The 25,389-nt window shown below is 45.7% G+C and carries 24 protein-coding genes and 1 riboswitch; of the genes, 18 read left to right on the plus strand and 6 right to left on the minus strand.

The features are described 5' to 3' along the window. Positions 1-6 precede the first annotated feature (6 nt). Positions 7-408 carry a VOC family protein gene (locus RSX24_RS08040; RefSeq protein ID WP_236412413.1) on the minus strand — a complete coding sequence of 134 codons (402 nt, stop codon included), beginning with the start codon at positions 406-408 and terminating at the stop codon, positions 7-9. 252 nt (positions 409-660) lie between these two features. On the opposite strand from RSX24_RS08040, the gene RSX24_RS08045 reads away from it, so the two are divergent. Together RSX24_RS08045 and RSX24_RS08050 are read left to right on the plus strand one after the other, a co-directional pair. Beyond that, on the plus strand, positions 661-1,077 hold the full coding sequence (locus RSX24_RS08045) for a YjdF family protein (RefSeq protein ID WP_236412414.1): 417 nt from the start codon (positions 661-663) through the stop codon (positions 1,075-1,077). A gap of 180 nt (positions 1,078-1,257) precedes the next feature. Beyond that, positions 1,258-1,722, plus strand: coding sequence for an NUDIX hydrolase (locus RSX24_RS08050; protein WP_343260221.1), 465 nt, complete (start codon positions 1,258-1,260; stop codon positions 1,720-1,722). Positions 1,723-2,016: 294 nt separating this feature from the next. Here the strand turns inward: RSX24_RS08050 and RSX24_RS08055 are convergent, their stop codons facing one another. Then, positions 2,017-2,199, minus strand: coding sequence for a hypothetical protein (locus tag RSX24_RS08055; protein ID WP_339272680.1), 183 nt, complete (start codon positions 2,197-2,199; stop codon positions 2,017-2,019). 505 nt (positions 2,200-2,704) lie between these two features. Here RSX24_RS08055 and RSX24_RS08060 point away from each other — a divergent pair. Continuing rightward, complete coding sequence (locus RSX24_RS08060; RefSeq protein ID WP_343260222.1) at positions 2,705-5,014, plus strand: stalk domain-containing protein; 2,310 nt, start codon at positions 2,705-2,707, stop codon at positions 5,012-5,014. Positions 5,015-5,268: 254 nt separating this feature from the next. Next, the gene (gene tnpB / locus RSX24_RS08065) at positions 5,269-6,462 is read left to right on the plus strand and encodes an IS200/IS605 family element RNA-guided endonuclease TnpB (RefSeq protein ID WP_343260223.1); all 1,194 of its coding nucleotides are present in this window, start codon (positions 5,269-5,271) and stop codon (positions 6,460-6,462) included. 32 nt (positions 6,463-6,494) lie between these two features. On the opposite strand, the gene RSX24_RS08070 is transcribed toward tnpB, so the two are convergent. After that, a complete protein-coding gene (locus RSX24_RS08070) occupies positions 6,495-7,049 on the minus strand; it encodes a stalk domain-containing protein (RefSeq protein WP_339272670.1) in 555 nt (184 codons plus the stop codon). Between the two features lie 426 nt (positions 7,050-7,475). On the opposite strand from RSX24_RS08070, the gene RSX24_RS08075 reads away from it, so the two are divergent. Then, a complete protein-coding gene (locus RSX24_RS08075; RefSeq protein ID WP_343260224.1) occupies positions 7,476-7,988 on the plus strand; it encodes a hypothetical protein in 513 nt (170 codons plus the stop codon). A gap of 109 nt (positions 7,989-8,097) precedes the next feature. On the opposite strand, the gene RSX24_RS08080 is transcribed toward RSX24_RS08075, so the two are convergent. The 3 genes from RSX24_RS08080 to RSX24_RS08090 all read right to left on the minus strand — a co-directional run bounded on the left by RSX24_RS08080 (position 8,098) and on the right by RSX24_RS08090 (position 12,303). Further along, positions 8,098-10,149, minus strand: coding sequence for a serine hydrolase domain-containing protein (locus tag RSX24_RS08080; RefSeq protein ID WP_343260498.1), 2,052 nt, complete (start codon positions 10,147-10,149; stop codon positions 8,098-8,100). Positions 10,150-10,262: 113 nt separating this feature from the next. Then, the gene (locus RSX24_RS08085; RefSeq protein ID WP_343260225.1) at positions 10,263-11,561 is read right to left on the minus strand and encodes an ATP-binding protein; all 1,299 of its coding nucleotides are present in this window, start codon (positions 11,559-11,561) and stop codon (positions 10,263-10,265) included. A gap of 1 nt (position 11,562) precedes the next feature. Then, entirely contained in the window at positions 11,563-12,303 is a 741-nt protein-coding gene (locus RSX24_RS08090; RefSeq protein WP_343260226.1) for a LytR/AlgR family response regulator transcription factor, read from the minus strand. A 308-nt stretch (positions 12,304-12,611) separates the two neighbouring features. On the opposite strand from RSX24_RS08090, the gene RSX24_RS08095 reads away from it, so the two are divergent. The 13 genes from RSX24_RS08095 to RSX24_RS08155 all read left to right on the plus strand — a co-directional run bounded on the left by RSX24_RS08095 (position 12,612) and on the right by RSX24_RS08155 (position 25,227). Continuing rightward, positions 12,612-13,151: a glycerol-3-phosphate responsive antiterminator gene (locus RSX24_RS08095; RefSeq protein WP_343260227.1), complete on the plus strand. Its 540-nt coding sequence runs from the start codon at positions 12,612-12,614 to the stop codon at positions 13,149-13,151. A gap of 140 nt (positions 13,152-13,291) precedes the next feature. Further along, positions 13,292-14,005, plus strand: coding sequence for a glycerophosphodiester phosphodiesterase (locus tag RSX24_RS08100; RefSeq protein WP_343260228.1), 714 nt, complete (start codon positions 13,292-13,294; stop codon positions 14,003-14,005). Between the two features lie 12 nt (positions 14,006-14,017). Further along, positions 14,018-14,857: an HAD-IIA family hydrolase gene (locus tag RSX24_RS08105; protein ID WP_343260229.1), complete on the plus strand. Its 840-nt coding sequence runs from the start codon at positions 14,018-14,020 to the stop codon at positions 14,855-14,857. Between the two features lie 37 nt (positions 14,858-14,894). After that, positions 14,895-15,731: a metallophosphoesterase family protein gene (locus RSX24_RS08110; protein ID WP_343260230.1), complete on the plus strand. Its 837-nt coding sequence runs from the start codon at positions 14,895-14,897 to the stop codon at positions 15,729-15,731. A 24-nt stretch (positions 15,732-15,755) separates the two neighbouring features. Then, entirely contained in the window at positions 15,756-16,844 is a 1,089-nt protein-coding gene (locus RSX24_RS08115) for an ABC transporter ATP-binding protein (RefSeq protein WP_343260231.1), read from the plus strand. Beyond that, a complete protein-coding gene (locus tag RSX24_RS08120; protein ID WP_236412432.1) occupies positions 16,841-17,713 on the plus strand; it encodes a carbohydrate ABC transporter permease in 873 nt (290 codons plus the stop codon). Before RSX24_RS08115 ends, RSX24_RS08120 begins: the two co-directional genes overlap by 4 nt. 19 nt (positions 17,714-17,732) lie before the next feature. After that, the gene (locus RSX24_RS08125) at positions 17,733-18,557 is read left to right on the plus strand and encodes a carbohydrate ABC transporter permease (RefSeq protein ID WP_343260232.1); all 825 of its coding nucleotides are present in this window, start codon (positions 17,733-17,735) and stop codon (positions 18,555-18,557) included. A 24-nt stretch (positions 18,558-18,581) separates the two neighbouring features. After that, positions 18,582-19,895 carry an ABC transporter substrate-binding protein gene (locus tag RSX24_RS08130; protein ID WP_343260233.1) on the plus strand — a complete coding sequence of 438 codons (1,314 nt, stop codon included), beginning with the start codon at positions 18,582-18,584 and terminating at the stop codon, positions 19,893-19,895. Between the two features lie 94 nt (positions 19,896-19,989). Continuing rightward, positions 19,990-20,071: riboswitch (ZMP/ZTP riboswitch) on the plus strand. A 60-nt stretch (positions 20,072-20,131) separates the two neighbouring features. Next, positions 20,132-20,734, plus strand: a complete 603-nt coding sequence (locus RSX24_RS08135) for a DJ-1/PfpI family protein (RefSeq protein WP_236412435.1) — start codon at positions 20,132-20,134, stop codon at positions 20,732-20,734. A gap of 95 nt (positions 20,735-20,829) precedes the next feature. Further along, positions 20,830-21,570 carry a type I methionyl aminopeptidase gene (map, locus tag RSX24_RS08140; protein WP_236412436.1) on the plus strand — a complete coding sequence of 247 codons (741 nt, stop codon included), beginning with the start codon at positions 20,830-20,832 and terminating at the stop codon, positions 21,568-21,570. Between the two features lie 261 nt (positions 21,571-21,831). Further along, complete coding sequence (locus RSX24_RS08145) at positions 21,832-22,443, plus strand: hypothetical protein (RefSeq protein WP_343260234.1); 612 nt, start codon at positions 21,832-21,834, stop codon at positions 22,441-22,443. Positions 22,444-22,652: 209 nt separating this feature from the next. Further along, the gene (locus RSX24_RS08150) at positions 22,653-23,879 is read left to right on the plus strand and encodes a glycoside hydrolase family 16 protein (protein ID WP_343260235.1); all 1,227 of its coding nucleotides are present in this window, start codon (positions 22,653-22,655) and stop codon (positions 23,877-23,879) included. A gap of 403 nt (positions 23,880-24,282) precedes the next feature. Continuing rightward, on the plus strand, positions 24,283-25,227 hold the full coding sequence (locus tag RSX24_RS08155; RefSeq protein ID WP_343260236.1) for a hypothetical protein: 945 nt from the start codon (positions 24,283-24,285) through the stop codon (positions 25,225-25,227). Positions 25,228-25,389: the final 162 nt, after the last annotated feature.

Genomic DNA, 25,389 nt, shown 5'->3' on the forward strand with positions numbered 1-25,389 from the left:
TCAATATTATCGTTTCGGCATTTTACGCTCATCCATGTACAGCAGGTTCCAGCGGTGGCCGTCCAGGTCGGCAAATCCCGCGCCATACATCCAGCCGTCAATTTCGCTCGGCCTGCCAAAGATGCTTCCCCCGGCAATCTCTACGTTTTGAATAAAGGCATCTACTTCTTCTCTGCTTTCAGCGCCGATGGAAAATATCACTTCTGCGCTATGTGAAGTATCTGCGGTTTTTGAACCTGTAAATTTCTCAAAGGCTGCATCCGGGAACAGCAGGATCGTTGTTTGGCCTATAACAAGCTGGGCTCTCTCGTTACCAACGCTAACCGCATGAAATCCAATTTCATTGAAAAAGGCAGTTGATCGTTCAACATCTTTGACGGGCAGGTTAATCCAGATTTCCTTTGACATGGCTGTGGCCTCCTGGAATATATTCTCAACCACTCCTACTATACTCTACCTCAGCATCAGAAGCGAATCTTCTTCAACTAAAGGGCCAATTCGTGGAGGGTTCACCAAAGGTGATAAATGTGATATAACTTTAACAGGAGTGTAGAAACACAGATCGGTTGGTAGTCCGGTCGCACTGGGATAGCCCTGGTGTCAGTGACCTTCCCCCCTCGGGATGTCCATCACTCCAGCATGAATTGAGGGGGAGTAAGTATGAAGCTTACCGTATTGTTTGATGAAAGTTGTAAGTACTGGATTGGTGTGGTTGAGCAGGAAGAGCAGGGACGTCTGAAAGCTTGTCGTCATATTTTCGGGAACGAGCCGAGGGATTCGGAAATATTAGAGTTCGTTGGCAAGAACATGATGGAATTGATGAGCCTTACGAAGGTAGGAACGGATACGAAACGACGTAAAAGCACCCGAGTAAATCCGAAAAGACTTGCTCGCCAGGCTTCTAAGGAGATTGCTCAACGAGGTTTATCCAGCCATGCTCAGGAAGCGATCAAGCTGGACCTTGAATCCAGAAAACTGCAGCGAAAAGTGCAGAATCGCCAACAAATTCTAGAAGAAAATGAAAGAAAATATCAGCTTAGAGTTCAAAAGGCGAAGAAGAAGCACAGGGGCAAGTAGTCAAAACAAAAAGAATTTAAAGGGAAGCGGGTCTTATAGACTTGCTTCTTTTTTTATGAGGAAGGGGACGCTGCAGTAGCGAACCGCTACTTTACGAGTGCTAGTTTAGTCATTTACAACCAACGGAACATATGTTCTACTGGTGATAGTGTTCATTTCTAACTATGGAGGTTTTTTAACGTGACGCAAAACGGAATTGTGTTGGTTGTGAGTGTTTCGATACGACATGAAGATCAGGTTCTTATGATCCAAGAAAATAAAGCATCTGTTAAAAATACCTGGAACTTTCCGTCAGGGAGAATCGAGCATGGCGAAGATATTCTGGAGGCAGCATGTAGAGAAGCAAAAGAAGAAACCGGCTACGATGTCCAACTTACAGCCACTACAGGTGTTTATAATTTCATTAGCAGTACCAATCATCAGGTGATTTTATTTCATTTTATTGGCAAAATCATCGGTGGTTCTCTCCAATTAAATGCAACTGAGATCATTGATGCGAAGTGGATCGAGCCTTCGGACCTGTTGGATCCAGATTTACTGGAGCTGCGCGATAAAGAGGTCATTAAACAGATTACGGAAAATGTGATCTCCCAAAAGGAATATCCATTGGCGTTATTTGCCAAACGTATGGAGGTGGGATTTTAACGCACGGACTTCGCTTAATTGGAGAATGGAGGACTTGTCATGTCCAAATTTTTAAAAATTGTCGCTTATATATTAATGATTTGTGGAACCCTTGTTCCAATGGGAATTTTGTCTAAAGAGAGTCTGTACTTTACATTGTATCCAGGACTGTTACTGCTATTAATCACCAACGTATATGAAGTTGTCATGAAATCCAAAAACTGAAAGTGTCTTTAAGCTGTTTTCGTAAAAACAAAACTAATGGGGGGAGAATCTCACTCATAAGAGCAGGATCCTTGATATTAGAGGCCAAGCTCAGTCCTGGCTTCTTTTTTCTTTATAGAAATTGGATATAAGAATGATTACAATGCCAATAACCATTAAAATGATACCTATTGTTTTGTATGGAGCGAATTCTTCAATAATAATGAAGGCTAAACCTGAAGCAAACATAATCGTGCCAAGAAACGCAAGCCATTTCCTTATTGATCTGCTCATAATATGTATCACCTCCTTGTTTAGAAAGGGATCTCTTTTTTTAATGCAATAATTGGATTTGTTTACATTATAACTTGAAGTTGTTTTATTAAAGAGAAAAATATAGGGGATTTAATAGATAATATAAATATATACGGCACCTGGTGTAACTGTATAATTTCAAAGTTATATAAACCGCAAAAAACATCCACACGTTAATGGAGAGGCAGAACCAATCTGAAGGAGCGAAGCGGTCTAAAAGCTTTCTGAAAGAAAGCTGCTTCGGAAGCATAGGCTTATCACCGGATTTTCCCTTTGAAAAAGGGAATATGAAAAAAATCTGGGGATAACAGCGATCGGAAGATGGTGCTGCACTCGTAGTGGCCTGGTGGGATTTATTATTGCGGTTATATAGATCCAAAATATACAAAATATTATGTAACTTTTCCTTGGAGTCAGGCGTTTAATAGTATGACTTTCGAAAGAATGAAATTTGCATGTGAGCAGAAGGAGCCGAAGACAAGAAATGAATCTGAAAAAGAACATGTCCATTTTTACCGCTTTAGCTGTTATTCAAGCATTTGCAGTTGGTTCGGTGAATGCGCAATCGGTGGGTCAAGCCGACGTTGAAGCTTTGCAGTCCGCCAACGTAGAATCGGTGGAGGTCATAAAGCAAGAGCAGCCGCTTGCCGAGAGTGAAGTGGTGACAAAAAGCAGCAACGCATCCTCCAGTGCTCCATCTACTGAGAAAGGAACGGAAGCTTCCACACTAACAGACACGGGGACTACGCCTGCAACCAATACGACCCCGACTGCCACTGGCGAAGAAACAACGACGAACCAAACCGGGGAGAGTTCCACAGGGCAGGAAGGAGCTGCGGAAGCTTCAAAGGATGACGACACGAAAGCGCCCCCTGCTCAAGTCGAGCAGCCTGCTACAAATGGAAAGGCTGCTGGAACATCGGGCGGAGATCTGACTTTGTACATGAATAGCAACAAAATGGAGCAGGACGGGAAAACGTATCTTGCTGGCCAGCCGATGACTGTAAAAAACGGTGTATCCTATGTTGCGATTCGTGCACTGGTGGATCGTGTGGGATATGGGGTCAAATACGACAGCAAAACGAAGGAAACGATCATCATCAGTGGTGATAACGAGCTCCGATTCAAAACCAACAGCAAGGTCTATACCGTGAATGGCGAGTCCAGAACGATGAAAGGCCCTGCTTACCAGCAAAAAAATACGTTCATGGTGCCGTTAACTTCGATTACCCAAGCTCTGAACATCACTTACAAAGTGAATCAGTCGGCTAAAACGGTTGTGCTGAATCTAAATACGAAACCAGTTGCAAGTTTTACGATTTCCCAAAAGGAAATTGTTGCGGGCGATCAGGTGGACTATGTAACTTCTTATCGTTCTCCAAATGGACTGAAGATCGTTGATGAACGCTGGACAGGTCGTCAGGAATCGTTTGATCAGGCGGGTACATATACGATTTCATATCAGGTTCAGGATTCCAACGGCCAATGGAGCGATCCCTACTCGATGACGATTGAAGTTCTGAAGCCTAATCTTCCTCCAGTAGCCATGTTCACGACGGACAAGGAACAGTACAAGATGGGTGAAAAAATCACGTATATCGACCAAAGCACGGATGATGAAAATGCTATCAACGAAGTGGAATGGGAGAACAACTCATTAGCATTCTTTGTTCCGGGTCCCAAAACGGTGACCATTACCGTTACGGACAAACACGGTGCAACCGACACGTACAGCAAAGTCATCACCATAACCGATGAGACGTTGTATACTCAATCCGATTTCAATTTACTCTTCACCCCGGTCGGACAGAAATTTGCCTTCAACGGCGGGGAAGTGCATTCTATGGAAAAAGTGCCTTATACGTACACCGATGAGCCAAGCCTGCTGATCCGCAGCAACAGCCCGGAAACGGTGAATACGGAAGGCATAGTATATAAAGAATCATCTACGGGGCAGACCCGTTTCATGATTCACCATGTGAACAATACAGGCAAAAGAGTAAAAATGTATGTTATCGCAACGAATAACAATCCATATCCGGCAGTATTCGAACAACAAAATATGGGCTTTGCGGGACCTACTCCATATGCTACCGTAGCCGGGAAATTGTCTATCGATAAATGGTTCAAGTCGATTCAGACTGGGTCCGATCAAAAGAAAGAGTATATTCAACCTGGAGAAAGCAAACTGATTTTGACCGAGCTCAATAAAACTCCGATGAAACAAGGACAAGTGATCTCACTTTATTCGGACGCATTCAGCGATTATCCACTGGACTATAACGTGATCATGGTCGAAGAAAATAAAGATCCGTTCGAAGCCCTGCCGATGCTGCCTGTGCTTGATCGTGACGGCGTGCACAACCGCGGAACGTACCCGAATGCTACTCGCATCATTACGTACGATCAGCCATTGGGAGACAAACCAGCCCGCCTGCCGCTTGGCGACAATGCGAGCGATCCGAATCTGGTCGGAAAAGATCCAATGGCCTACATAGACGCATCCAATGCGGGCAACTTTGGCGTATTGTACAAAATCACATTGAACAATGTCGCTCCGCGTACGCTAATCTCTTTTAACCCTCGCGGAGGAAAATATTTTGGAGTAGCTCTTGTGAACGGACAGGTTGTGCAGATTGCTGAAAACAGCACTTCCGTCAACACGTCGAGTGAACAAAGCGTTCTCTACCGCACAGGATCCTCTGGAGAAAGCGTAACGATTCTGTTCTCTGCCGCGCCAGGAAGCAACCTGCCGGTCAATCTGCTCTTTACGCCACTCCCGATGGAAAAGTAATGTAGTTCTCCTATAAGCTTGAACGGAAACGGGTGGTTTCGGTCAACATGATTTCATTCTAAACATGCTAAAACCTCTCCCAACAACACAGGGAGAGGTTTTAGATGTAAGAATTTAAAAGTGCTTTATCGTTGAAGGCGAGAAGACTCCCTCCTCAAAAGCGTCAGCTTTAGGTGGGGGATGAATCGCCATCTTTTGGTATTCAGAACCGAACATATGTGCTATAATAACTGCAAGGAACGGAGGTGTATGGCATGCTCTTCCATAAAGCATACAAGTATCGGATCTACCCCAATCGTGCACAGCAGCAGCTAATCCATCAGATGTTTGGATGTTGCCGTTTTGTATTCAACCATTTTCTGGGACAATGGAAGGATACGTTTGCCGCCACGGGTAAGGGCTTGTCGTACCATGCTTGTGCCACGCAGCTTCCAGATCTAAAGCAAGAACATCCTTGGTTGAAAAAAACGGATAGTATCGCTCTACAATCGGCTGTTCGGCATGTAGCCGATAGCTTTGATCGTTTTTTCAAGAAGCAGACGCAGGCTCCGCGTTTCAAAAACCGTAAACATCCGGTACAAAGCTACACGACCCGATATACGAATGGAAATATCGCTGTGAATGGAAATAGGCTGAAGCTCCCCAAGCTGGGGTGGCTGCGGTTTGCAAACTCTCGCCTCTGTGAAGGACGCATTCTCTCGGCTACGGTACGGCGAAATGCCGCGGGGAAGTATTTTGTTTCCCTCATCTGTGAAGTGGAGATAGAGCCCTTACCGGATAATGAGAAGTCGGTAGGGATCGATCTGGGACTTAAAACGTTTGCGGTATCCTCCGAGGGTATGCGGGATACTCATCCGAAAGCCTGGAGCCGGTATGAAAAGAAGTTGGCGAGCTGGCAGCGGAGGCTGGCCCGGCGTACGAAAGACGGTTCTAATTGGCAAAAAGCCAAACGGAAGGTCGCCCTGATCCACGAGAGAATGGTGAATATCCGCCATGACTTTTTGCACAAGCTGTCCACCAAGCTGATTCGTGAAAACCAAACGATCAGTATCGAGGACTTAAAAGTTTCAAACATGCTTAAGAATCACAAGCTGGCCAAATGGATCGCCGATGCATCCTGGAGTGAGTTCAGAAGGCAGCTCACGTATAAAGCGGAATGGTACGGGCGCACCCTCAAGATTGCGGATACGTTCGCTCCGACAAGTCAAACCTGCCATGTATGCGGAGCACTACACCGAGGGGTTAAAGATCTTTCGGTACGGCAATGGGTGTGCTCATCCTGCCAGACCCTCCATGATCGGGATGTCAATGCAGCCCGAAACATTAAGGATGTTGCCATATCGATCGTCATATCGCCCGAGAACTGTGGGAACCACAGGGATCGCTTGGTCCACTTCGAACCAAGAGGTTCGATGACCCAAGAATCCCCCACTTCAAGCGAAGGCTAAGTGGTGGGAGTGTTCAATGAACGATGGTCCTTCTAATCGTTAAACTCAACAAATACATGCATATATCGATCGACCCCTGGGATCCCCGTCGTTTGTTTGATATCCAAAAATTCAAGTTTCTCTGCCCAGTCCAGTCTTTCTTGATCCGAATCATCGGCATATTCTTCAAAGATGTACGCTAAGACAAATGCATTAATAGTCGAGACTCCATCGTTCAATTGTACCCAATCTTCAGGGAGAACGACTTGGTTCTCACTCGCCGTGATTTCCTTTCCAGAGAAATTAAGAATGAGTTCTTGTCCTCGATTTATAATTTTAGTTATTTTGTTCTTTCCATCCCACATCATCTTTACTCCGGATGCTTTAAAGACATCCTTTACTGGAATATAAATGGAGTTATAGGTCGTGGTGGTTAACTTACCGCTTTTCGAGACATTTAATACGGATTTTTTTATTGAATCACTATACATGTACGCCGCGCGCTCTTTAAAAGAGAGGTCATTTAAAGAGGGGGCCTTAGCAGATGCAACGGACGCTGCACCGACAACTAAAGTTAACATCAACAACAGAGAAATTAGTCGCTTCATCTTGATTCCTCCTAAAATAATATTGTTCATTCGAAACATAAACGCTATACGCCATATAAATGTTGGGAGTGATCATGATATGAACAATTAATTACAATAAAAACTACGAAGACACGTATATAAAATTGTGGGAAGATATTCGAGAATTAGATGAAAAGGAAATCGTAAAAATAGTAGAAGGTATTAAGAGGCAAACCCATTCAAAGATAAAAAGCAAGGAGAAGTATAGGGAATTTAAAAATTATCTAAAAACACCGTTACCCTATATCGCATTGATCATGGGCATCACGATTCCTTCAGCTATATTGGTTATTTTTCTTTGGACCTCGCTAAAACTTGAGTACTAGTTAGTGAGTTGTCAATGGGGGTAGGAACATCCGGAGATGATGAAGCACCTCACGAATAAAGAATGCGAGGGATGGGATCTTGAAAAAGCTTACCGCTATGCTTGGATTATTTGCATTATTAATCGCTTGTCAAGATAAAACAACCCGTGAAGAGGTACAGAAGCCAACGATTCCAGTAACGGAAAGTGTGACTGAAGAGGAAAACAAGCAAAAGGAAGAAGAACTAACAAAAGCCAAGGAAGCTGAAGACATCCCGCCGGTTTACCTTGATGAAACGAATTATACAGGGGACGAGCTGGAGATCGTCAAATTAATGAATGCCCGCCTGCATTATATATGGGAAGAGGATGAAAAGGGGTATATGAGCCTTATTGATCCTCAAGCGCCAATATCGGGTATGGGAACACTCAAAGTTCGGAAGGTTACCTCCATGAGTGACATTACCATACAAGAACAAAAGAAGCTTTATCAGGCAGTTGTAATGGTTACTGAGCTGAAGGAGAACGACGAAGAATACAGCAGCACCATGGTTTTTTGGAAAAAGAAAGAAGAGGGGGATTCAGCTCGATGGGTTATTGCAGATATTGATTAAGATCTTTAGATCAGATGACCAAACAAACTCGGCGACCTCCAGCCGATTGAATTTCGGAAGTAAGTCGCCGCTTCATGAAAATTCCTCTTTATTGTTTAATCCATTCCATTTATTTCAGATGGATGTTGAAGACATCTCCGGCTTCACCGCCAAAAACGATAAAACCACCTTCCGGAAGCTGTGTTGTTTGTTGATGGGTTGCCACGGAAAAGTGAACTACTTCCCCTTCGGCGTTATAAACGGCATAACCTCCGCGATCCGGAGCATCCACCGTTAACGATTTGTTCGCCGAGCGGGCGTCAATCGCATACCACCGGGCTTGACCGTTTGCCGGAATGGTAGTGATTCCTGTTTTCCCGGCGAAGATCGGAGCGATGGCATCCTCTGCAATATATTCCTGCCCATCCTGAATCAAAATCTCGGTATCACCCTTCGTGTAGAGCTGCAGATCGAAGGCATCTCTACCGTTCATCACAGGAATCTGGGCGACATTCTCTGCATAGTTCGGATCAACCACTCGTGTGCCGTTGGCGTAGCCGTTCTCTGCATCAACGGTCAGGTTCTTGATCAGCATCGAAGGAAGCAGATAGAAGATCGACGTTATTTTTTCATCCAGTGCGTAATATTTCGAACCGTTGCGAGCAGCCCACTTTTCTTTCGTTGCTGTATCCAGCGCTTGATGCTCCAATTTCTGATAATCATAAGTATTCATCACCGTTTGTCCCAGACCGGGTAACGTTATATTTGCCAGCACTTTAACGTACACTTTGTCGTTGCTTTCTTTCTCGAAACTAATCTTTACACTTCCATCGGGACTCGTAAATTGTCCTTCACCTGTGTACACATAAATTTGCTCCGGGATGAGTCCTCCCTGTAAGGCAGGCAGTTTGATCTCGCCATTTTGGATGTTTATATCCAGCGTTGTACCTACCGTACCATATAGACCGGAATATGCAGTCAACTCCGCCGGCATGTTCACTTTCACGGGTGGTGGGAATGTCTGATCCGGCTGAATCTCATCAATGATGTCCTGATCCTCCAGTACCTCGAGCAGAACTTTGCTGGCAAACATCTGGTTGTAGATGGAAGATCCGCCTGAGGACAGAACAGCCATCGAAATATCATGTTCAGGGATCGTGATTAACGATGCATGATACATCATGGTGTCTCCACCTTTAGTGAGTGCAGTAATGCCGTAATCGCTGAACGGTGCCAGATCCACGGCATCCCAGCCAAGACCGTAGTTGAACGTATTTCTCTCTTCAGACACCCAGATTCCTTGACGATATTCATGATTTTGCATGGACTCTGCCGCGGATTCGGACAGAATGTCCGGTCTGTTCCCCATCAATACTTCTGCAAACCGGGTTAATTCTTCTGCAGTCGAGTAGATTCCGCCTGTGCCGAGGATATTGGCATTTTCGGCAGGCAGTTTAGTTTCGATCGTTGGCCAATACGTCTCGGATAACCGGTCTCTGTCGAATGAATCCAGCGGTGTCTTGGTCGATTCCAACTGCAGCGGATTGCTGATGAATTTGGCGATATATTCGCTGTAGCTTAACCCGCTCACCCGTTCAACCAATATTTCAAGCAGCTGGAAACCGTCATTGCAATAAACGGAATACTCTCCCGGGTCTGACTTTAGTTGTTCCGTCTTGAGTTTGAGCAGTAATTCATCATGATTCATGGTGTCATTATCATCAAACAACATGCTGTTTCCATAGTGCGTGCCGTACAGACCGGAAGAATGATTCATCAGCATGCGCGGCGTGATTTGGGTATAGCGAGAATCGGCCATCTCGAAGTCTTTAATATACGTCGTAAGAGGCTGGTCCAGATCGACTTTGCCGGAATCGACCAGCATCATGGCAGCGGTCGTGACGTACATTTTGCTCACCGAGCCGATTCCGAACATGCTCTCTTTGTCCACGGGGATCTGTGATGCCTTGTCGTGAAGCCCCGCGTCATCTGACAAAATGATCTTTCCTTCATCCATAATGGCATATTGCAGACTTGTGACACCGTAATTTTGCAGCAAATCCGTAGCGATTCTGTTGGCAGCCACCTCAACGGTCGCGTTTGGGTTCGTCTTGGCCATGACGCCCGTCATTGGTGTGATCACAAGCACCGCCGTGCATAATATACTGATCAGTTTCTTCATCATAACATCCTCCCTCAAGTGCTTTTTGTATGATAGATTCATCATATCCGGAAGGAGGTACACCGTGCGCTAACGAACCCTGAATGGAAAAAAACAATCCCCGAACGGCATGTTCAGGGATGATTTGTGTGGAAAGGAAGCACAACCATGTTATTGAATGTCCGGTGGTGATTCTCGATACTCATATGTCCTCCATATTTCTCACACATCCTCGATATATTGGTGAGGCCGATCCCATGATACTCCGGATTGGGCTTCTCACTCTTCAAGTGAGTTAATGGTTGCTCCACATGATTCATAATCTGGATGGCGAGTGCAGAGGCAGTGGAGTGGATTGCGATCAGAATATATCGGTCTTCAGCTTGCCTCACTTTCTTGGAAGCCTCGACGGCATTATCCAGCATATTGCCAAGCACAACGCACAGATCATATCGATCGATGTGCACATGCTGTGAATGAAGCCCGATTCGGGTATCGATTCGGATCCCGTTTGCTTGCCCCACGGCAAGGGTATTCGTAACAAGGGCATCGATCACGAGATTGCCGGAGTTTACCCGTTGGTATGCTCCTTCAATTTTGTTTAACGTAAGTCTAATATGATCACCTGCCGCATCAAGCTTGTTTTGCTGGATACATTCTTCAATGTACAGAAACTGCTGATGGATATCATGGATGATGCTTTTCACGTTTTTGAAACTGTGCACCGTCTTCTCATAGTTGGCATCCTGATAATCCATCTGTCGCTGCAGCTGGGCATTTACATGCGCGAGCTGAACCTTTTCGACCATATTATCGAATACGTATACAATGAACACATTAAGAAAAAGGGAGCCTAGCACGGAAACGATATAAAATATGTTTTTTTCACTATAATTCGAGGCCACATTGATCTGATAGATCGTTATGGTGGGTACGATCAGAAACAAGAAATAATACCGATAATGCATGGCGAAACTTCTGCGTTTGGCGATCAAACGAACGATCTGGATGACAACGAACATCATGCTGCAGCCAAGCAGCATGACTTTGGAGGACACCCAATGATTCTCCGGGTTGTAATGATCCCATATGGTGTAATCCGTAGCGTCCAGCGCACTCATAATATACACCGCAATGTAATTCACCGTTGTGAGCAGCACTGCATACAGGACGGTAAAAGCAAGTTTAATGATGAATTCGACCTTATAGGATTGCGCCAGGCTGAAGATGAACAGCAAAGCCAGAGCAGACGAAACGACTGGTGAAAATGAAGTTCCCAGATAGAAACTACCCAGTACAACGAATACGATAAAATAAATGACTCTTTGGGGCTTTCGTTTGGGCTTGCCCAGCACGGAATCGAAATAAAAATTCACCTGAAATGCCATAAGTAAGGGAACGACGATGACGGACAAAAACACATAAGCATCCATATCATTGAATCCTCATGATCATAAATTTGGTGTAGGCATCCTTGACTTCTTTGACTTTGGATCGTCCAATAGGCAGCACAGTGCCATTTAGCATGACGACCTGTGCGCCGGCAAACTTCTGAACATGCATCAGGTTGATGATGATCGAGCGGTGTATTTGCAAAAAACCATGGTCTTTCAAAGCGTCCGCATAATGGGAAAGAATGCCTTTGCTCACATGGGTATTTTCTTTGGTTACAACATTCAATTTGTTTTTGATCGTTAAACTCTTCACGACCTCAATCCACAGAATATCATCGTATTTCAACAGCAATTCCTCATAGTCAGATTTGATCAGCACGAACTTTTTGTCCATCGCTTTAAAATACTGGCACAGTTTAATCATTTTCTCTTCAAAGATATGAGGCTGGATCGGTTTGATCAAATATTGAAAGGTGACCACGTCAAAACTCTCCACCATATACTCCGGATAACTGGTCAAAAACATGATCTGCACATCCAAATGCTTCATATTTCGGATTTTTTTGGCCGTCTGGATTCCGTTCATCCCGCTCATTTCCACATCCATGATGAGAATATGAAACGTGTCCCCAACGTCTTGATAATGGGAGACCAGCTGTTCGCCGGATGCAAACAACGTAATCTGGAAATCGATATTGCTTTTTAGAGATAGGGAGATCAGCATCGTTTTTACAAGCTCTCTTTGTTTTTCCTCGTCGTCACAGATTGCAACATTGAACATGGTTGAACATCCGCCTTTCATTGACATCGACTCTGAATTTCACATTCAAATATACTATTTTATCATAGGTTTCAGGGCAAAATCGGGTGAAACGCATGAGTCTGACCCTAAAGCGCACTAATCAGTCACACAAGGCCACTGCGAGTGCAGTTTATCCCAGATTGGTTATGCCTCTCCGTTAACGTGTGCATGTTTTTTGCCGGTTCATATAGATCTAAAATTAATACGCCGTTTACACGGGGATGATTTATTACGAATACTTCCTCTTTAATATTCATTATGACAAACGAGGGAATGAGGACTGAATCATGAAGAATTATCCGATCATCGCCTCCATCACGGTAGACGAACAAATTGCCCGAGCTTTAGCAAGCGATGTAAAACGAGTGATTCTCATGACAGGGAACATTACCAATCTGGGCACAATCGTAGACAGTCTGCATCAAAGCGGGAAACAGGTCTATGTGCATACCGAGATGGTATCGGGGATTGGGCGAGATGCCTCTGCCATACAATATCTTGCGGATGTGTTTAAAGTGGACGGGATCGTGACGACGAAGAGCAATGCGGTCTCTGCGGCAAAGCAGGCAGGCATATTAAGCATTCAACGCATATTTGCGATCGATTCCGCAGCCATTGAGACGGCCGTGCGGATGATTATGAGCTACAAACCGAATGAGGTTGAACTGATGCCGGGACTGATGCCCCGAGTCATCCAAGAGCTCAAAGAACGTATCACGCAGCCTTTGATCGTGGGCGGCCTCATCCGGCATGAGGAAGAAATACAGCAAGCCTTGAAGAGCGGCGCAGATTTTGTTTCGATCGGGCATGAGAAATTCTGGATTTAATTTCATACATTTATCCTTGGGTGGAGACGACGAGAAAACCCGGTGGTAAGTAAATCAATTACAACCTTGATGTTGAAGGAGGGTGATTTGCTGCTGGGTTTTTTGTGTTGTCCAAAAAATACAACAGGAGGGAATGAAGCATGATCATTCAAGCAGTTGCTCATCGCGGCTATCCAAAGAAATATGCTGAAAATACGTTGTCTTCCTTTTTAAAGGCGGTAGAGCTTGGCTTCTCGCATCTCGAACTGGACGTTCATCTCAGCAAGGATGGAATTCCAGTCGTCATCCATGACCATACTCTGGACCGCATGACCAATGGAACGGGCAGGGTAGTCGATTATACGGCTTCGGAATTGCAATCTTTCAGAGTGAAACAGGATGAGCATATTCCAACCCTGGAAGAAGTGCTGCGTGCCTTAAAGGGTAAAATTCAACTTAACATTGAGCTGAAGCAGATGGGAGACTACTACCCTGAGCTTGAGAAAAGGGTGCTCGAAGTTATCGAAGCATTCGACATGCTGGATCAGGTCGTCATTACGTCGTTTGATTTTGATGCCCTGGAGAGAATCAGGCAGTTATCTCGCGATGTACGCATCGGTCTCATCACTTTTGGCGGTTCAAAGGCTATTCTTGACTGGTCCTTGGAGATGGGGGCAACGTTTTTGTCCATGCACTACGCCTTTGTGACCGAACACTACATTCAGCGATGTCAAGATCTGGGGATTCAACTGATGGCTTGGACCATCAACGAGTCTTCCGTCATGAAACAATTTCAGGAGTATCCGTCCGTCTGGATCTGTACCGACGAGCTGGAAGGCTTCATGGACGTATTGGAGATGTCCGGCTCAGTATGAGCGGGCAAGAGCATGATTATGGAGAATGTATATGCGTACGATGCGTACTGCTTCGATTTAGACGGAACGATTTATATTGACCAAATGAGGCTGCCTGGCGTAAAGAGCTTTTTAAGCAGCTTGCGGTCACGCGGCAAACGTCTGCTGTTCCTTACAAATACTTCCGTTCATACCAGGAAGGATTGCTACAAGCGGCTGCTGGGTTTGGGCGTTTCGTGCCAGCTTGATGAAATTTTGACTGCAGGCTACGTATCCGGACTTTATTTTGTAGAGCATGCACCGGATGCCAAGGTGCTGGTTGTAGGGGAGGAGGCGCTAAAGGAAGAACTTCGGGCAGTGGGGATAAACCTTTCCGAGGATCCGTACCGTTCAACGCATGTGTTGGTCGGAATGGATCGGCAATTCCATTACGATAAGCTCCATCTGGCGGCAAAAGCCGTTCGTCATGGAGCGGTTCTGCTCGCAACGAATCCGGACAATTGCTGTCCCGTCCAAGGGGACATTATTCCGGACACCGGAGCTATTCTGAGCTCGATCGAGGCGGCGAGCCAGCAGAAAGCAGCGGTAATGATCGGCAAGCCTTCAAATTATTATGCAGAAAAGTCGCTTCAGCTTCTGGACGTGGATCGCAGCAGCTGCCTCATGATCGGCGATCGGCTGGAGACGGACATTTTGTTTGGAAAGCTGAATGGAATGAAGACTGCCCTCGTGCTTACGGGCATCTCCACAAGAGAGGATATCGGAAAAGCGGATTTCGTTCCGGATTATATATGGCCTTCCTTGAATGAATGCATCATGGAGCAGCAGAATCATTCAAAGCATTCCACGGTGCTGGAGATGGAGAAAGCTTGAGCAGCAATGTTCCAAAATAAAAGTGGAGGTGGCATGCATGCGTCTTGCGTTACTTGGTGATTTTCACTATTCAACCATGAGTCATGGAACCGAAGAAATGAAGGCAGCGAGAGTCCGGGCATACGAGCATATGCTTAACGCTTTTCTGAAGGAGGAGGCGGACGTTCATGTCTCGATTGGCGATTTGACGCATGAAGGAACGGATCAGGAACTCCGTTCGATGTTTTCCATGCTTGCAGGAAGCGGACGGAACTTCATTCATGTGCTGGGAAATCATGATACGTATTCGATGCCAAAACATGAGATTTCCATGCTAACAGGTCAGGAGCGCTATCGGGCGATGGATACGCCTCACGCCAGATTGATTTTTCTGGACACTACCCAGGAAATGAACCGCACAGATTGGGGAGGAGAGCTGGACGAAGAGCAGCTGGATTGGCTTAAAGAGCAGCTTGCCGATTCGCGCGAGAAGCAAGTGCTCCTCTTCGGCCATCATCCGGTGTTTGATACGACTGCGCGCTCGACGCTCGATAAGCTGTACATCCGTCCGCAGGAGGAACTGAAGGGCATATTAAACAGTCGGCCAGAGGGAGGCATCTATTTCTGCGGACATAATCACTTGAACTCCATCGTGGAGCAAGGTAAATGGCATTACGTACAGACCGCAGCTTGTCTCGATGTGCCTGCATATCGCGTTATTGAAGTGCATGAGGGCGGAGTAGCGATAACTCACCGTCTTATACAGGATGCTGGTTTAAACGAAGACATTCAGAGCTTTTGTTATGATCTGCCGGGCTTTGGACCTGTCGCTAATGCGTTGGGAGAGGAAAGCGACCTTACTTTATCCGTTCATCTAGCAGCGGCGGCACAATAATGTGAAGAAAAAGGAGGGAATGGCATGGCACAAATTGTGTTGAAGCAGATTGAAAAAAGCTTCAAGCAGGATAAAGTCATCGAAGATCTCAATCTGACCATTGAGGATGGCTCCTTTACGGTATTGGTCGGCCCGTCCGGCTGTGGAAAATCGACGACGCTCCGCATGATCGCAGGACTTGACAAGCAGTCGGCGGGAGAAGTTTGGATCGGAGACCAATGTGTCAATGGAGTGGAGCCGGGCAAGCGCAATGTCGCCATGGTATTTCAAAACTATGCATTATATCCGATGATGACGGTCAAGGAAAACATCGAATTCGGATTGGTGAACCGCAAGGTGCCTCGGCCTGAACGAGAACGTCTCGTCAAAGAGATCACCGAGGTCGTCGGTCTGGCCGCGTATTTGCATAAGAAACCGCAGGCACTGTCCGGCGGTCAGCGTCAGCGGGTGGCCTTGGCTCGGGCCATGGTTAAAAATCCCGCGGTCTTTCTGATGGATGAGCCGTTGTCGAATCTGGATGCCAAGCTTCGCCATCAGATGCGAACGGAACTGATCCAGCTTCACAAACGGCTGGGCGCAACCTTTGTCTTTGTTACGCATGACCAGGTTGAGGCGATGTCGATGGGAGACCGTATCGTGATCATGAATAAAGGGCGCATTCAACAAGCGGATCGTCCAATGAAAATTTACGATGACCCGGATAATGTGTTCACAGCCCGGTTTATCGGCACGCCGCCGATGAATGTGATTGACCGCGAACAACTCCTGCCGTTTCTGAACGGGCAGCTGCATGACGAAATCGGGCAGGTAGGCTTTCGTCCGGAGAAAACGGCAATGATGCTTGAGAACCGGTTGCAGCCCGGACAGGTGCAGTTCCCGGCCCGGATCCTGACCCGTGAGACGCTAGGGGCAGAAATCATCTATCAACTGGACTCCGCACTTGGCCAAGTGTCCGTGAAGAGCTTCTTGAAACCTCTGGAGTCAGCCTCCGAGGTGTACATCTCCGTGTCTATGCAGGACCTGTACTATTTTGATCGCAGCGGTGTACGTGCTCGTCAGCATGAGCGGTCCGAAACGAGAGAGCTGATTGTCCTGGGAGGGAATTATTCATGACCGTGTGGTCCAGGTTCCGTCCCTATGTCATGGTGGCTCCCTCGATCGTGATATTTTCCATTTTCTTCATTTATCCGATCTTTTATATGATCTTTTTGAGCTTTTACAACTGGGATTTCATTAATCCGGTCAAGGAATTCGTGGGCTTCAACAACTTTGTCGAGTTATTTGAGGATAGCGCGTTTCTTCAGGTGCTGAGCAATTCCTTGAACTATACGCTTCTTTCCGTATCGTTATCCATTGTGATTTCGCTGCTGCTAGCCATATGGCTGAATCGGGAAGGGGCATGGTATGGGTTTGTTCAGGGCGCGCTTTTCAGTCCGCATATTGTTTCGCTTGTATCCGTATCCCTGGTGTGGATGTGGCTGATGGACCCCAAATTCGGTTTGCTTAATGGTTTGCTGGATATGGTTGGTTTGCCCAAGCTGGAATGGCTGAGCAGTCCCGATAGTTCATTGCTTTCGCTTGTCCTTGTTTCGGTGTGGAAAGGCGTCGGCTACAACGCTCTCATTTTCATCGCCGGTCTCCAAAGCATTCCGAAGGATGTGTATGAAGCCTCCGCTCTGGACGAGGCCAACTGGTGGCGGAAGTTCTACAAAATTACGCTGCCCATGCTTTCGCCGACCCTGTTTTTCTTGATTATCATTAATTTGATCAGCTCGTTCCAGGTGTTTGAGACCATTGCCATCATGACCAACGGGGGGCCGATCAATTCAACCAACACGCTCGTCTTTTACATTTACGAGTACGGATTCCGTTACTTCAAGATCGGTTACGCTTCTGCAGCGGGAGTGATATTGCTCCTTGTCGTTGGTTTGCTGACGCTAGTTTATTTCAAGCTGCTAAGCCGTAAGGTTCACTACCAATAGAAAGGAGGAGGGAAATATCATGGCAATGAAGTCATGGCTGCGTATCCTGAACGTTACTGCCACGGTCGCATTGGTTGCGATTTTTGCAGTCCCTTTTCTATGGATGATTTCAACATCATTGAAGTCTTACCCGGAAACGGTGATCTTTCCACCCAAATGGATTCCGTCCAAGGTCATGTGGAGCAATTTCCAAGCGGCGTGGGAATCGGGGCCTTTTTTGAAATATTTAATGAACAGCGTTATCGTATCGGTCAGTATACTCCTGCTTCAATTCACAACCATTATATTGGCAGCCTATGCGTTCGCAAGATACTCCTTCAAAGGAGACAAGCTGTTATTCGGGATCACGATGGTGACCTTGATGATTCCTGGTCAGCTTATTTTCCTGCCGGTGTATTTGCTGCTTAGCAAGTGGGGACTCATCAACAATTTGCTGGCACTCATTCTTCCTTTCTCCTCCAGCGCCTTCGGCATATTCATGCTCAGGCAGTCGTTCAAGCAGGTACAGGAAGAGCTTATTGAAGCGGCGCGACTGGATCAAGCCCCGGAGTGGAAGATCATTCTCAAGATTATGGTGCCCTTGGCACGGCCAACCTTGGTGACCTTTGCATTGTTCAGCTTTATTGCACACTGGAATGATTATTTCTGGCCGCTCGTCATGACCACCTCCGATGCTGCAAGAACGCTGCCGATCGGAATCTCCAAGCTGCGCGAGGTCGACGGAGGAGCCGCCTGGCACATTTTGATGGCTGGAAACATGATACTGGTCGTTCCGATCCTTATCGTTTTCTTATTTGGACAACGTCAAATTATTAAAGCATTTGTTTATTCGGGCGTAAAATAATCAGGTTCATAGGAGGACTTATCCATGAAAAAATTTGGTTCTATGATGTTAGCGGCAACGCTTGCGCTTGCTTTGACGGCTTGCGGCGATTCCAACTCCGCTGGTTTAACCGATACGGCTGCTTCAGGTAACAGTTCCAATGGTACGGCCAATAAACCGGTCGAGATTACATATTGGTACTCTTGGGGTGACAAGATCGCCGAGAACAATGAGAACTTGGTGAAAATGTTTAATGAATCCCAGGATGAAGTGATCGTAAAGGCGGAATACCAGGGATCGTATGCGGACCAGCATTCCAAGGCGCAGGCCGCTTTTGCAGCGGGCAATGCCCCCGAAGTTTGGCAAAATGAAATTGCTTCCGTTGGGGTGTTCGCCGAATCCGGCATGACGCAGGAATTGACCTCTTTTGTTGAGAAAGACAAGCTCGATACGGAAGATTTCATTCCAGGACTCATGGGGAATTCCTATGTGAATGGCAAACTGTATGCTCTTCCTTATTTGCGCAGTACGCCGATTCTGTATTTGAACCGGACGATGCTGAAGGAGGCGGGACTTGATCCTGCCGGACCGAAGAATTGGACCGAGTTTGAAGATTATGCACGCAAGCTGACGGTGAAGGATGAGCGTTATGGCATCTCGATGCCTGTCGACATTTGGTTCTACGAAGCTTTTGTAAGGCAGAGTGGAGGAACAATGGTCAGCGAGGATGGAAAAAGTGCGGCATTCAATAATGAAACCGGGATTGCGCCCGTAAAGCTGTGGTTGAAGATGAAGGATGAAGGCATTATGAACATCGCCACAACCGATGATGCGGGTACGCAAGCCAAGACGGATTTCCACAATCAACGTTCTGCGATGCTGTTCTCCTCGACCGCGGACTTGACCAATAATATGAAGGTTGCCGAAGAGCAGGGCTTTGAACTCGGAACGACATTTATGCCTGCTAATGATACGTATGGAGTACCGACAGGTGGTGCCAATCTGGTTATGACATCGGGGCTGTCCCCGGAAAAGCAGGAGGCGGCGTGGAAGTTCATTAAATGGATGACCTCCAAAGAGCAAACGATTTATGCAAGCTCCTTTACGGGATATTTGCCTAGCCGAATCAGTGCTGTGGAAAGCGATGAGATGAAGAAGCTTTATGAGGAAAAGCCGCTGTTCAAGGTGGCGGTAGACCAACTGGAATATGCGGGTCCGCGTCCAATGCAGAAGGTTTATCCGGAAATTGGGGAGATCATCAAGGATGAAATTCTTCGCGCGGTTGTGGATTCGTCCGTTACGCCAGAGGCAGCTATAGCTGAAGCGGCGAAGAAAGCCGATGCCTTGTTAAACAAGTAGCTCGGTATCCTAAACACAAAAGGAAAGGGAAGGACTGCAAACATTTCATTTATTTACAATAGTGAAAGAGGTCATGTATACTTAGAGCTAAATATCCGGTATGTGCGACTGGCGTAAACGTGGAGTGAACCACAAGGAAGCACATATTTTATATGCCGTACGCCTGGGCAAAGTGTTTGATCTTTTTGATCGAACACTTTATTTATTTTCAGGAAATGAAAGGAATGGTGGCGGCGATGAAAATGGCGTTTGTATTATTTAATGGAATGACAAGCATGGATTTGGCTGGATTTTATGAAGCGGTGACTTGGCTGGCGATTCTGAAAGCGAAGGAAAACGTATCTTGGACATTCTGTGCAGACAAGGATGAAATTTCAGATGACCGGGGGCTGAAAATGAAATCCGATGCGGTGTTGCCTGATCTAGGTGATTTTGATCTTGTCTTTTTCCCTGGTGGCCGATCCACGAGAACGCTTCGATTTGATGAGGATTTCATGCGCTGGGTTCGCACGGCAGAGAACGTGCCTTATAAGATTTCGATTTGTACCGGGGCTTTGCTATTGGGAGCAGCCGGTTTCCTGCATGGAAAAAAGGCTACGACCAACTCGTCAGCTTATGATTTACTGGCTCCCTATTGTGCGGAAGTCGTTGCTGCGCGTGTAGTGCGTGACGGTAACACGGTAACCGGTGCGGGAGTTACAGCTTCCATTGACCTTGGGTTATACGTCGTCGAGATGTTGACGTCCACGGAGACCGTTCTTCAAGTCCAGCAAAAGCTGGAGTATCCATTTTACGAACCTGGTAACCTAAGGGATGTCTATAAGCCGAATTTGCGATAGAGGGATCATATACAAATATTTTGCATGTATCGGGTGCATTGAGGAGATAACACTTATATAATGAATTGAAGATAAAAGATTGCGAGGTAGAACAGATGATTGCAAAGACAGAAGAAGACATCAATGGGTTGAAGGAAATTGGAAAAATTGTTGCCTCTATTCGAGATGAATTGGTACAACGAACGATTCCTGGCATAACGACGAAAGAGCTTGATGATATTGCCGGAGAGCTTTTTGCCAGAGAAGGCGCAGTTTCAGCTCCAAAAAGTGAATATGATTTCCCTGGTTATACTTGTATCAGCGTTAATGAAGAAGTGGCACATGGTATTCCGGGAGATCGGGTTATCCAAGAAGGGGATCTGGTAAACATCGATGTTTCCGGCTCAAAAAACAGTTATTTCGCGGATACGGGAATCTCGTTTGTCGTAGGCAAAGGTGAAGAAGTGTTAACGAAATTATGCGAAGCTGCTAAGCAAGCATTTGAAGCAGGACTTAAGAAAGCAAAACCTGGTTCCAAAAAAAGCGGGATCGGAAAAGCGGTATTCCAAACAGCCAAACAGCATGGATTCACGGTGATCAAAAATCTTACAGGGCATGGCATTGGACACACCATCCACGAAGCACCTGACCATATTTATAATTATAATGATCTATCGGATGATGAATTATTAAAGGAAGGCATGGTTATTGCATTCGAACCTTTTATCTCTACCTTGGAAGAGGAAGTATTCCAAAAAGATGATGGCTGGACCTTTGCTACGGCCAAGAGCTCTGTGGCACAATTGGAACATACGATAATCCTTACCAAAAATGGTCCGATGATTATCACGCTTTGAACGATTGGTGAAACCTTTCACGGATAATTGACTTCATTTCAATGGTAATTATCATGAAAAATAGGAATACCCTAATAATGGGTTCAAGTCGCTGTAATAGCGACTTTTTTTATTTTGTGGAACGAAAGGAAGTAAATGCTGCATAAATCGAGACATCGAAAGGAGTTGGTTTCCATTTCGATCCAGGGATCGTGAAATGGGTTATAGCAAGATTGATGGTCGTATTCATTCAACATGGAGGCGAAAAAAAGGAGGACTAGGATGAAACCATTTCACTTTATGGAGAAACGATTGGTGAAAAAGGTACTTGGTTTGTTCTTAGTGATTGTAATGCTGGCCAGCATTGGCGTAATGCCTGCTTCGAAAGTTCAGGCAGCGGGAACTACGGTGACCTCGATGGATTACTTTTCGCCCGCAGATGGACCTGTAATCTCCAAATCAGGGGTTGGCAAAGCCAGCTACGGATTCGTCATGCCTAAATTCAACGGAGGCTCGGCGACGTGGAACGATGTTTACAATGACGTCGGTGTCAATGTGAAAGTAGGCAGCAGCTGGGTGGATATTGATCAAGCCGGCAGTTATATCTATAACCAAAACTGGGGGCACTGGGCCGATGGAGGCTTTAACGGCTATTGGTTCACGGTCTCGGCAACCACCGATATTCAACTATACTCCAAAGCAAATGGCGTTACACTTGAATATCGGCTTGTTTTTCAAAATATAAACAAAACGACCATCACGGCGATGCATCCGACACAGGGGCCGCAAATAACGGCAGGCTTCACAGGCGGCGCGGGATTTACATATCCGACGTTCAACAATGATCCGGCGGTAACTTATGAAGCCGTTGCCGAGGATTTAAGGTATATGTAAAACCTGTAAACAGCAGCACATGGATCGATATCGACAATAATGCAGCCAGCGGCTGGATCTATGATCATAACTTTGGCCAATTTACCGACGGCGGAGGAGGGTACTGGTTTAACGTTACGGAGTCGATCAATGTCAAATTACAATCCAAAACTTCTTCGGCTAACGTGGTCTATACCATTATCTTTAATGAACCCGTACGTCATTCTTATGTGATTACGCCCTATGAAGGAACAACGTTTACGGCAGATGCGAATGGCTCTATCGGCATACCGCTTCCCAAAATTGATGGAGGTGCGCCAATTGCCAAAGAGCTGGGTAATTTCGTATACCAGATTAATATCAATGGGCAATGGGTGGATTTGAGTAATTCCAGTCAGAGCAAGTTTGCATACTCCGGTAATGGCTACAATAATATGTCTGATGCCAACCAGTGGGGATATTGGAGCGATTATATCTATGGCCTGTGGTTTCAACCGATTCAGGTGGATATGCAGATTCGTATCGGCTATCCGCTGAATGGACAGACGGGCGGAAATGTAGGCAGCAATTTCGTCAACTATACGCTGATCGGTAATCCGAATGCTCCGCGTCCAGATATTTCTGACCAAGAGGACATTGCTATTGGAACACCGACTGATCCGGCTATCGCAGGCATGAATCTCATCTGGCAGGATGAATTCAACGGCACCACGCTTGATTTGAGTAAATGGAACTATGAAACAGGTTATTATCTCAATGACGATCCCGGTACCTGGGGATGGGGCAATGCGGAGCTTCAGCATTACACAAACAGCTCCCAAAATATTTTTGTACAAGACGGGAAGTTGAATATCAGGGCGATGAATGATATTAAATCCTTCCCACAGGATCCTAGTCGGTATGCACAATATTCCTCCGGCAAGATTAACACCAAGGATAAGCTTTCCTTAAAGTACGGCAGAGTGGATTTTCGTGCCAAGCTGCCCACAGGCGATGGGGTTTGGCCTGCGCTTTGGATGCTTCCCCAACATTCCGTATATGGCACATGGGCCGCATCGGGAGAGATCGACGTCATGGAAGCGAGAGGGCGCCTGCCTGGGTCAACGAGTGGCACCGTACACTTTGGCGGACAATGGCCGATGAACCAGTCAGCCGGCGGCGAATATCACTTCCCGGAAGGGCAAACGTTTGCCAATGATTATCATGTATACTCGGTCGTCTGGGAAGAGGACCATATTAAATGGTATGTTGACGGCAAGTTTTTCTATAAAGTCACCAACGAGCAGTGGTATTCGGCAGCCGCACCGAACAACCCGAACGCTCCTTTTGATGAGCCATTTTATCTTATTATGAACCTGGCGATCGGTGGAAACTTTGACGGCGGACGTACTCCGAACGCGTCTGATATCCCCGCCACTATGCAAGTTGATTATGTCCGAGTGTACAAAGAACAGTAAGGAAATGCGAAAGACCGGCAGCTTTTTTTGTTGCTGGTCTTTTTTTAATATATGTATGTTGCGTTTCAACCTGAGATGGATGTGCTGTTGGAACAAAAAATTACAAGTATAGTGCTGTTTCAGGTAGAAAAGCATTGAAGGGCAAGTCCAAATTACCTATAATCAACTAGGTGTTTGGAATATATACCAATGTAACTAAATTTATGAGGAAGGGATGAGGTATTGCATTTAAAATGAAACTGGTTTCGCTGAGTTTGGAGAGGTAAATCAAAAAAATCTGGGGATAACAGCGATCGGAAAGATGGCACAGCACTCGCAGTGCCCTAGTGTGATTGATTGGTGCGGTTTATAGCTTTAAGTCCAATGGACCCGTTAGATCATGTAGAATTGAAGGAGAATGAAAATGATCAAAAAATTAATCATGTTCAGTATAGTCGCAATGATTCTTATGGCACAGCTTGTAATTAGTCCGGCTTCCTATGCTGCAAGTAGTTATACGGGGACGTGGAGTGATCAGTATGACATTGGTTCATATGGAATGAATCAAATGTATCTTAGAATGAAGGATAAAGGAACACAAGTAGAAGTAGAGGTGACAAACGATTATTACCTCCCCACTAACGATAGCAGAAATAGTTTTTTGAATTCAAAGGGAAAATACAGGAGCAGTTTCATCACCGGAACGGTTACTTTTAATGCAAAAGGTACGGCGAGCTTTAAATATAAGGATGAGTACAATAATGGAAAAATGACGATTAGCGTAAAAAAAGAAACGGTTACGTTGACTTGGTCAGGTACAGAAACAACGGACTATTCTTTCCCTAAGGGGACATTTAAGCTATACAAAAAGGTGGATCTTTCCTCTTCCGAGTCCAAGAAATTAGGGGTTTTTCTTAGCAATTTTACTGAGCTGCAGCTATTCAAATTTGATGCTAAGAAAATAAATAATTCCGATCTTATTCGCTTCGGCGTATGGCATAACTACATAAACAACTTTAATTCAAGAATAAGTTCATCTAACGGAAAACTTTATATCACTAAATCATCTGTTGAAACCTCAATATTAAAATATTTCAATATCAAATTTAGCAATCATCGGTCCGTGCTTAATCTTAAATACAATGGTAAAGGTTATACCTTTGATGGTGCTGACGGCGAGAGAGTCTTCTATGTTCAGGTAGATGAACTTTACGATATGGGGAGCAACAATTATAGAGTGTATGGACATTTATACGATCCTGATTATCCGAATGACGATTTGGTTAGCCGCGTTGATGCTATTGTAAAAAAAGTGAAGAAAGGCAAGGAGTATAGGTATGTTCTTACACAACTCAGTGTGAAACATTGAGAAGTAGAGGGGCTATCTCTAATGCCTTTAAAAAACACATCGGTGAATAGAAACAACACCGATAGATTACAGGGACGAAGCAGAGGGCTATCTGCTCTTCGTCCCTTTTGCGTTTTCCAACATTGCGGCTTTTATAACGAGGGCAGATCTGGGATAATCGTG

Source organism: Paenibacillus hubeiensis (assembly GCF_032334105.1).
Lineage (GTDB): Bacteria > Bacillota > Bacilli > Paenibacillales > Paenibacillaceae > Paenibacillus > Paenibacillus hubeiensis.

Excerpts from the sequence above, each read along its gene's own strand:
- RSX24_RS08085 (WP_343260225.1), bottom strand. The coding sequence starts at position 11,561 with ATGGATGCTTATGTGTTTTTGTCCGTCATCGTCGTTCCCTTACTTATG.
- RSX24_RS08090 (WP_343260226.1), bottom strand. The coding sequence starts at position 12,303 with ATGTTCAATGTTGCAATCTGTGACGACGAGGAAAAACAAAGAGAGCTT.
- RSX24_RS08155 (WP_343260236.1), top strand. The coding sequence starts at position 24,283 with ATGATCAAAAAATTAATCATGTTCAGTATAGTCGCAATGATTCTTATG.
- RSX24_RS08105 (WP_343260229.1), top strand. The coding sequence starts at position 14,018 with ATGATTATGGAGAATGTATATGCGTACGATGCGTACTGCTTCGATTTA.
- RSX24_RS08120 (WP_236412432.1), top strand. The coding sequence starts at position 16,841 with ATGACCGTGTGGTCCAGGTTCCGTCCCTATGTCATGGTGGCTCCCTCG.
- RSX24_RS08100 (WP_343260228.1), top strand. The coding sequence starts at position 13,292 with ATGATCATTCAAGCAGTTGCTCATCGCGGCTATCCAAAGAAATATGCT.
- map (WP_236412436.1), top strand. The coding sequence starts at position 20,830 with ATGATTGCAAAGACAGAAGAAGACATCAATGGGTTGAAGGAAATTGGA.
- tnpB (WP_343260223.1), top strand. The coding sequence starts at position 5,269 with ATGCTCTTCCATAAAGCATACAAGTATCGGATCTACCCCAATCGTGCA.
- RSX24_RS08110 (WP_343260230.1), top strand. The coding sequence starts at position 14,895 with ATGCGTCTTGCGTTACTTGGTGATTTTCACTATTCAACCATGAGTCAT.
- RSX24_RS08115 (WP_343260231.1), top strand. The coding sequence starts at position 15,756 with ATGGCACAAATTGTGTTGAAGCAGATTGAAAAAAGCTTCAAGCAGGAT.
- RSX24_RS08145 (WP_343260234.1), top strand. The coding sequence starts at position 21,832 with ATGAAACCATTTCACTTTATGGAGAAACGATTGGTGAAAAAGGTACTT.
- RSX24_RS08045 (WP_236412414.1), top strand. The coding sequence starts at position 661 with ATGAAGCTTACCGTATTGTTTGATGAAAGTTGTAAGTACTGGATTGGT.
- RSX24_RS08055 (WP_339272680.1), bottom strand. The coding sequence starts at position 2,199 with ATGAGCAGATCAATAAGGAAATGGCTTGCGTTTCTTGGCACGATTATG.
- RSX24_RS08070 (WP_339272670.1), bottom strand. The coding sequence starts at position 7,049 with ATGAAGCGACTAATTTCTCTGTTGTTGATGTTAACTTTAGTTGTCGGT.
- RSX24_RS08080 (WP_343260498.1), bottom strand. The coding sequence starts at position 10,149 with ATGAAGAAACTGATCAGTATATTATGCACGGCGGTGCTTGTGATCACA.
- RSX24_RS08125 (WP_343260232.1), top strand. The coding sequence starts at position 17,733 with ATGGCAATGAAGTCATGGCTGCGTATCCTGAACGTTACTGCCACGGTC.
- RSX24_RS08095 (WP_343260227.1), top strand. The coding sequence starts at position 12,612 with ATGAAGAATTATCCGATCATCGCCTCCATCACGGTAGACGAACAAATT.
- RSX24_RS08040 (WP_236412413.1), bottom strand. The coding sequence starts at position 408 with ATGTCAAAGGAAATCTGGATTAACCTGCCCGTCAAAGATGTTGAACGA.
- RSX24_RS08130 (WP_343260233.1), top strand. The coding sequence starts at position 18,582 with ATGAAAAAATTTGGTTCTATGATGTTAGCGGCAACGCTTGCGCTTGCT.
- RSX24_RS08060 (WP_343260222.1), top strand. The coding sequence starts at position 2,705 with ATGAATCTGAAAAAGAACATGTCCATTTTTACCGCTTTAGCTGTTATT.
- RSX24_RS08135 (WP_236412435.1), top strand. The coding sequence starts at position 20,132 with ATGAAAATGGCGTTTGTATTATTTAATGGAATGACAAGCATGGATTTG.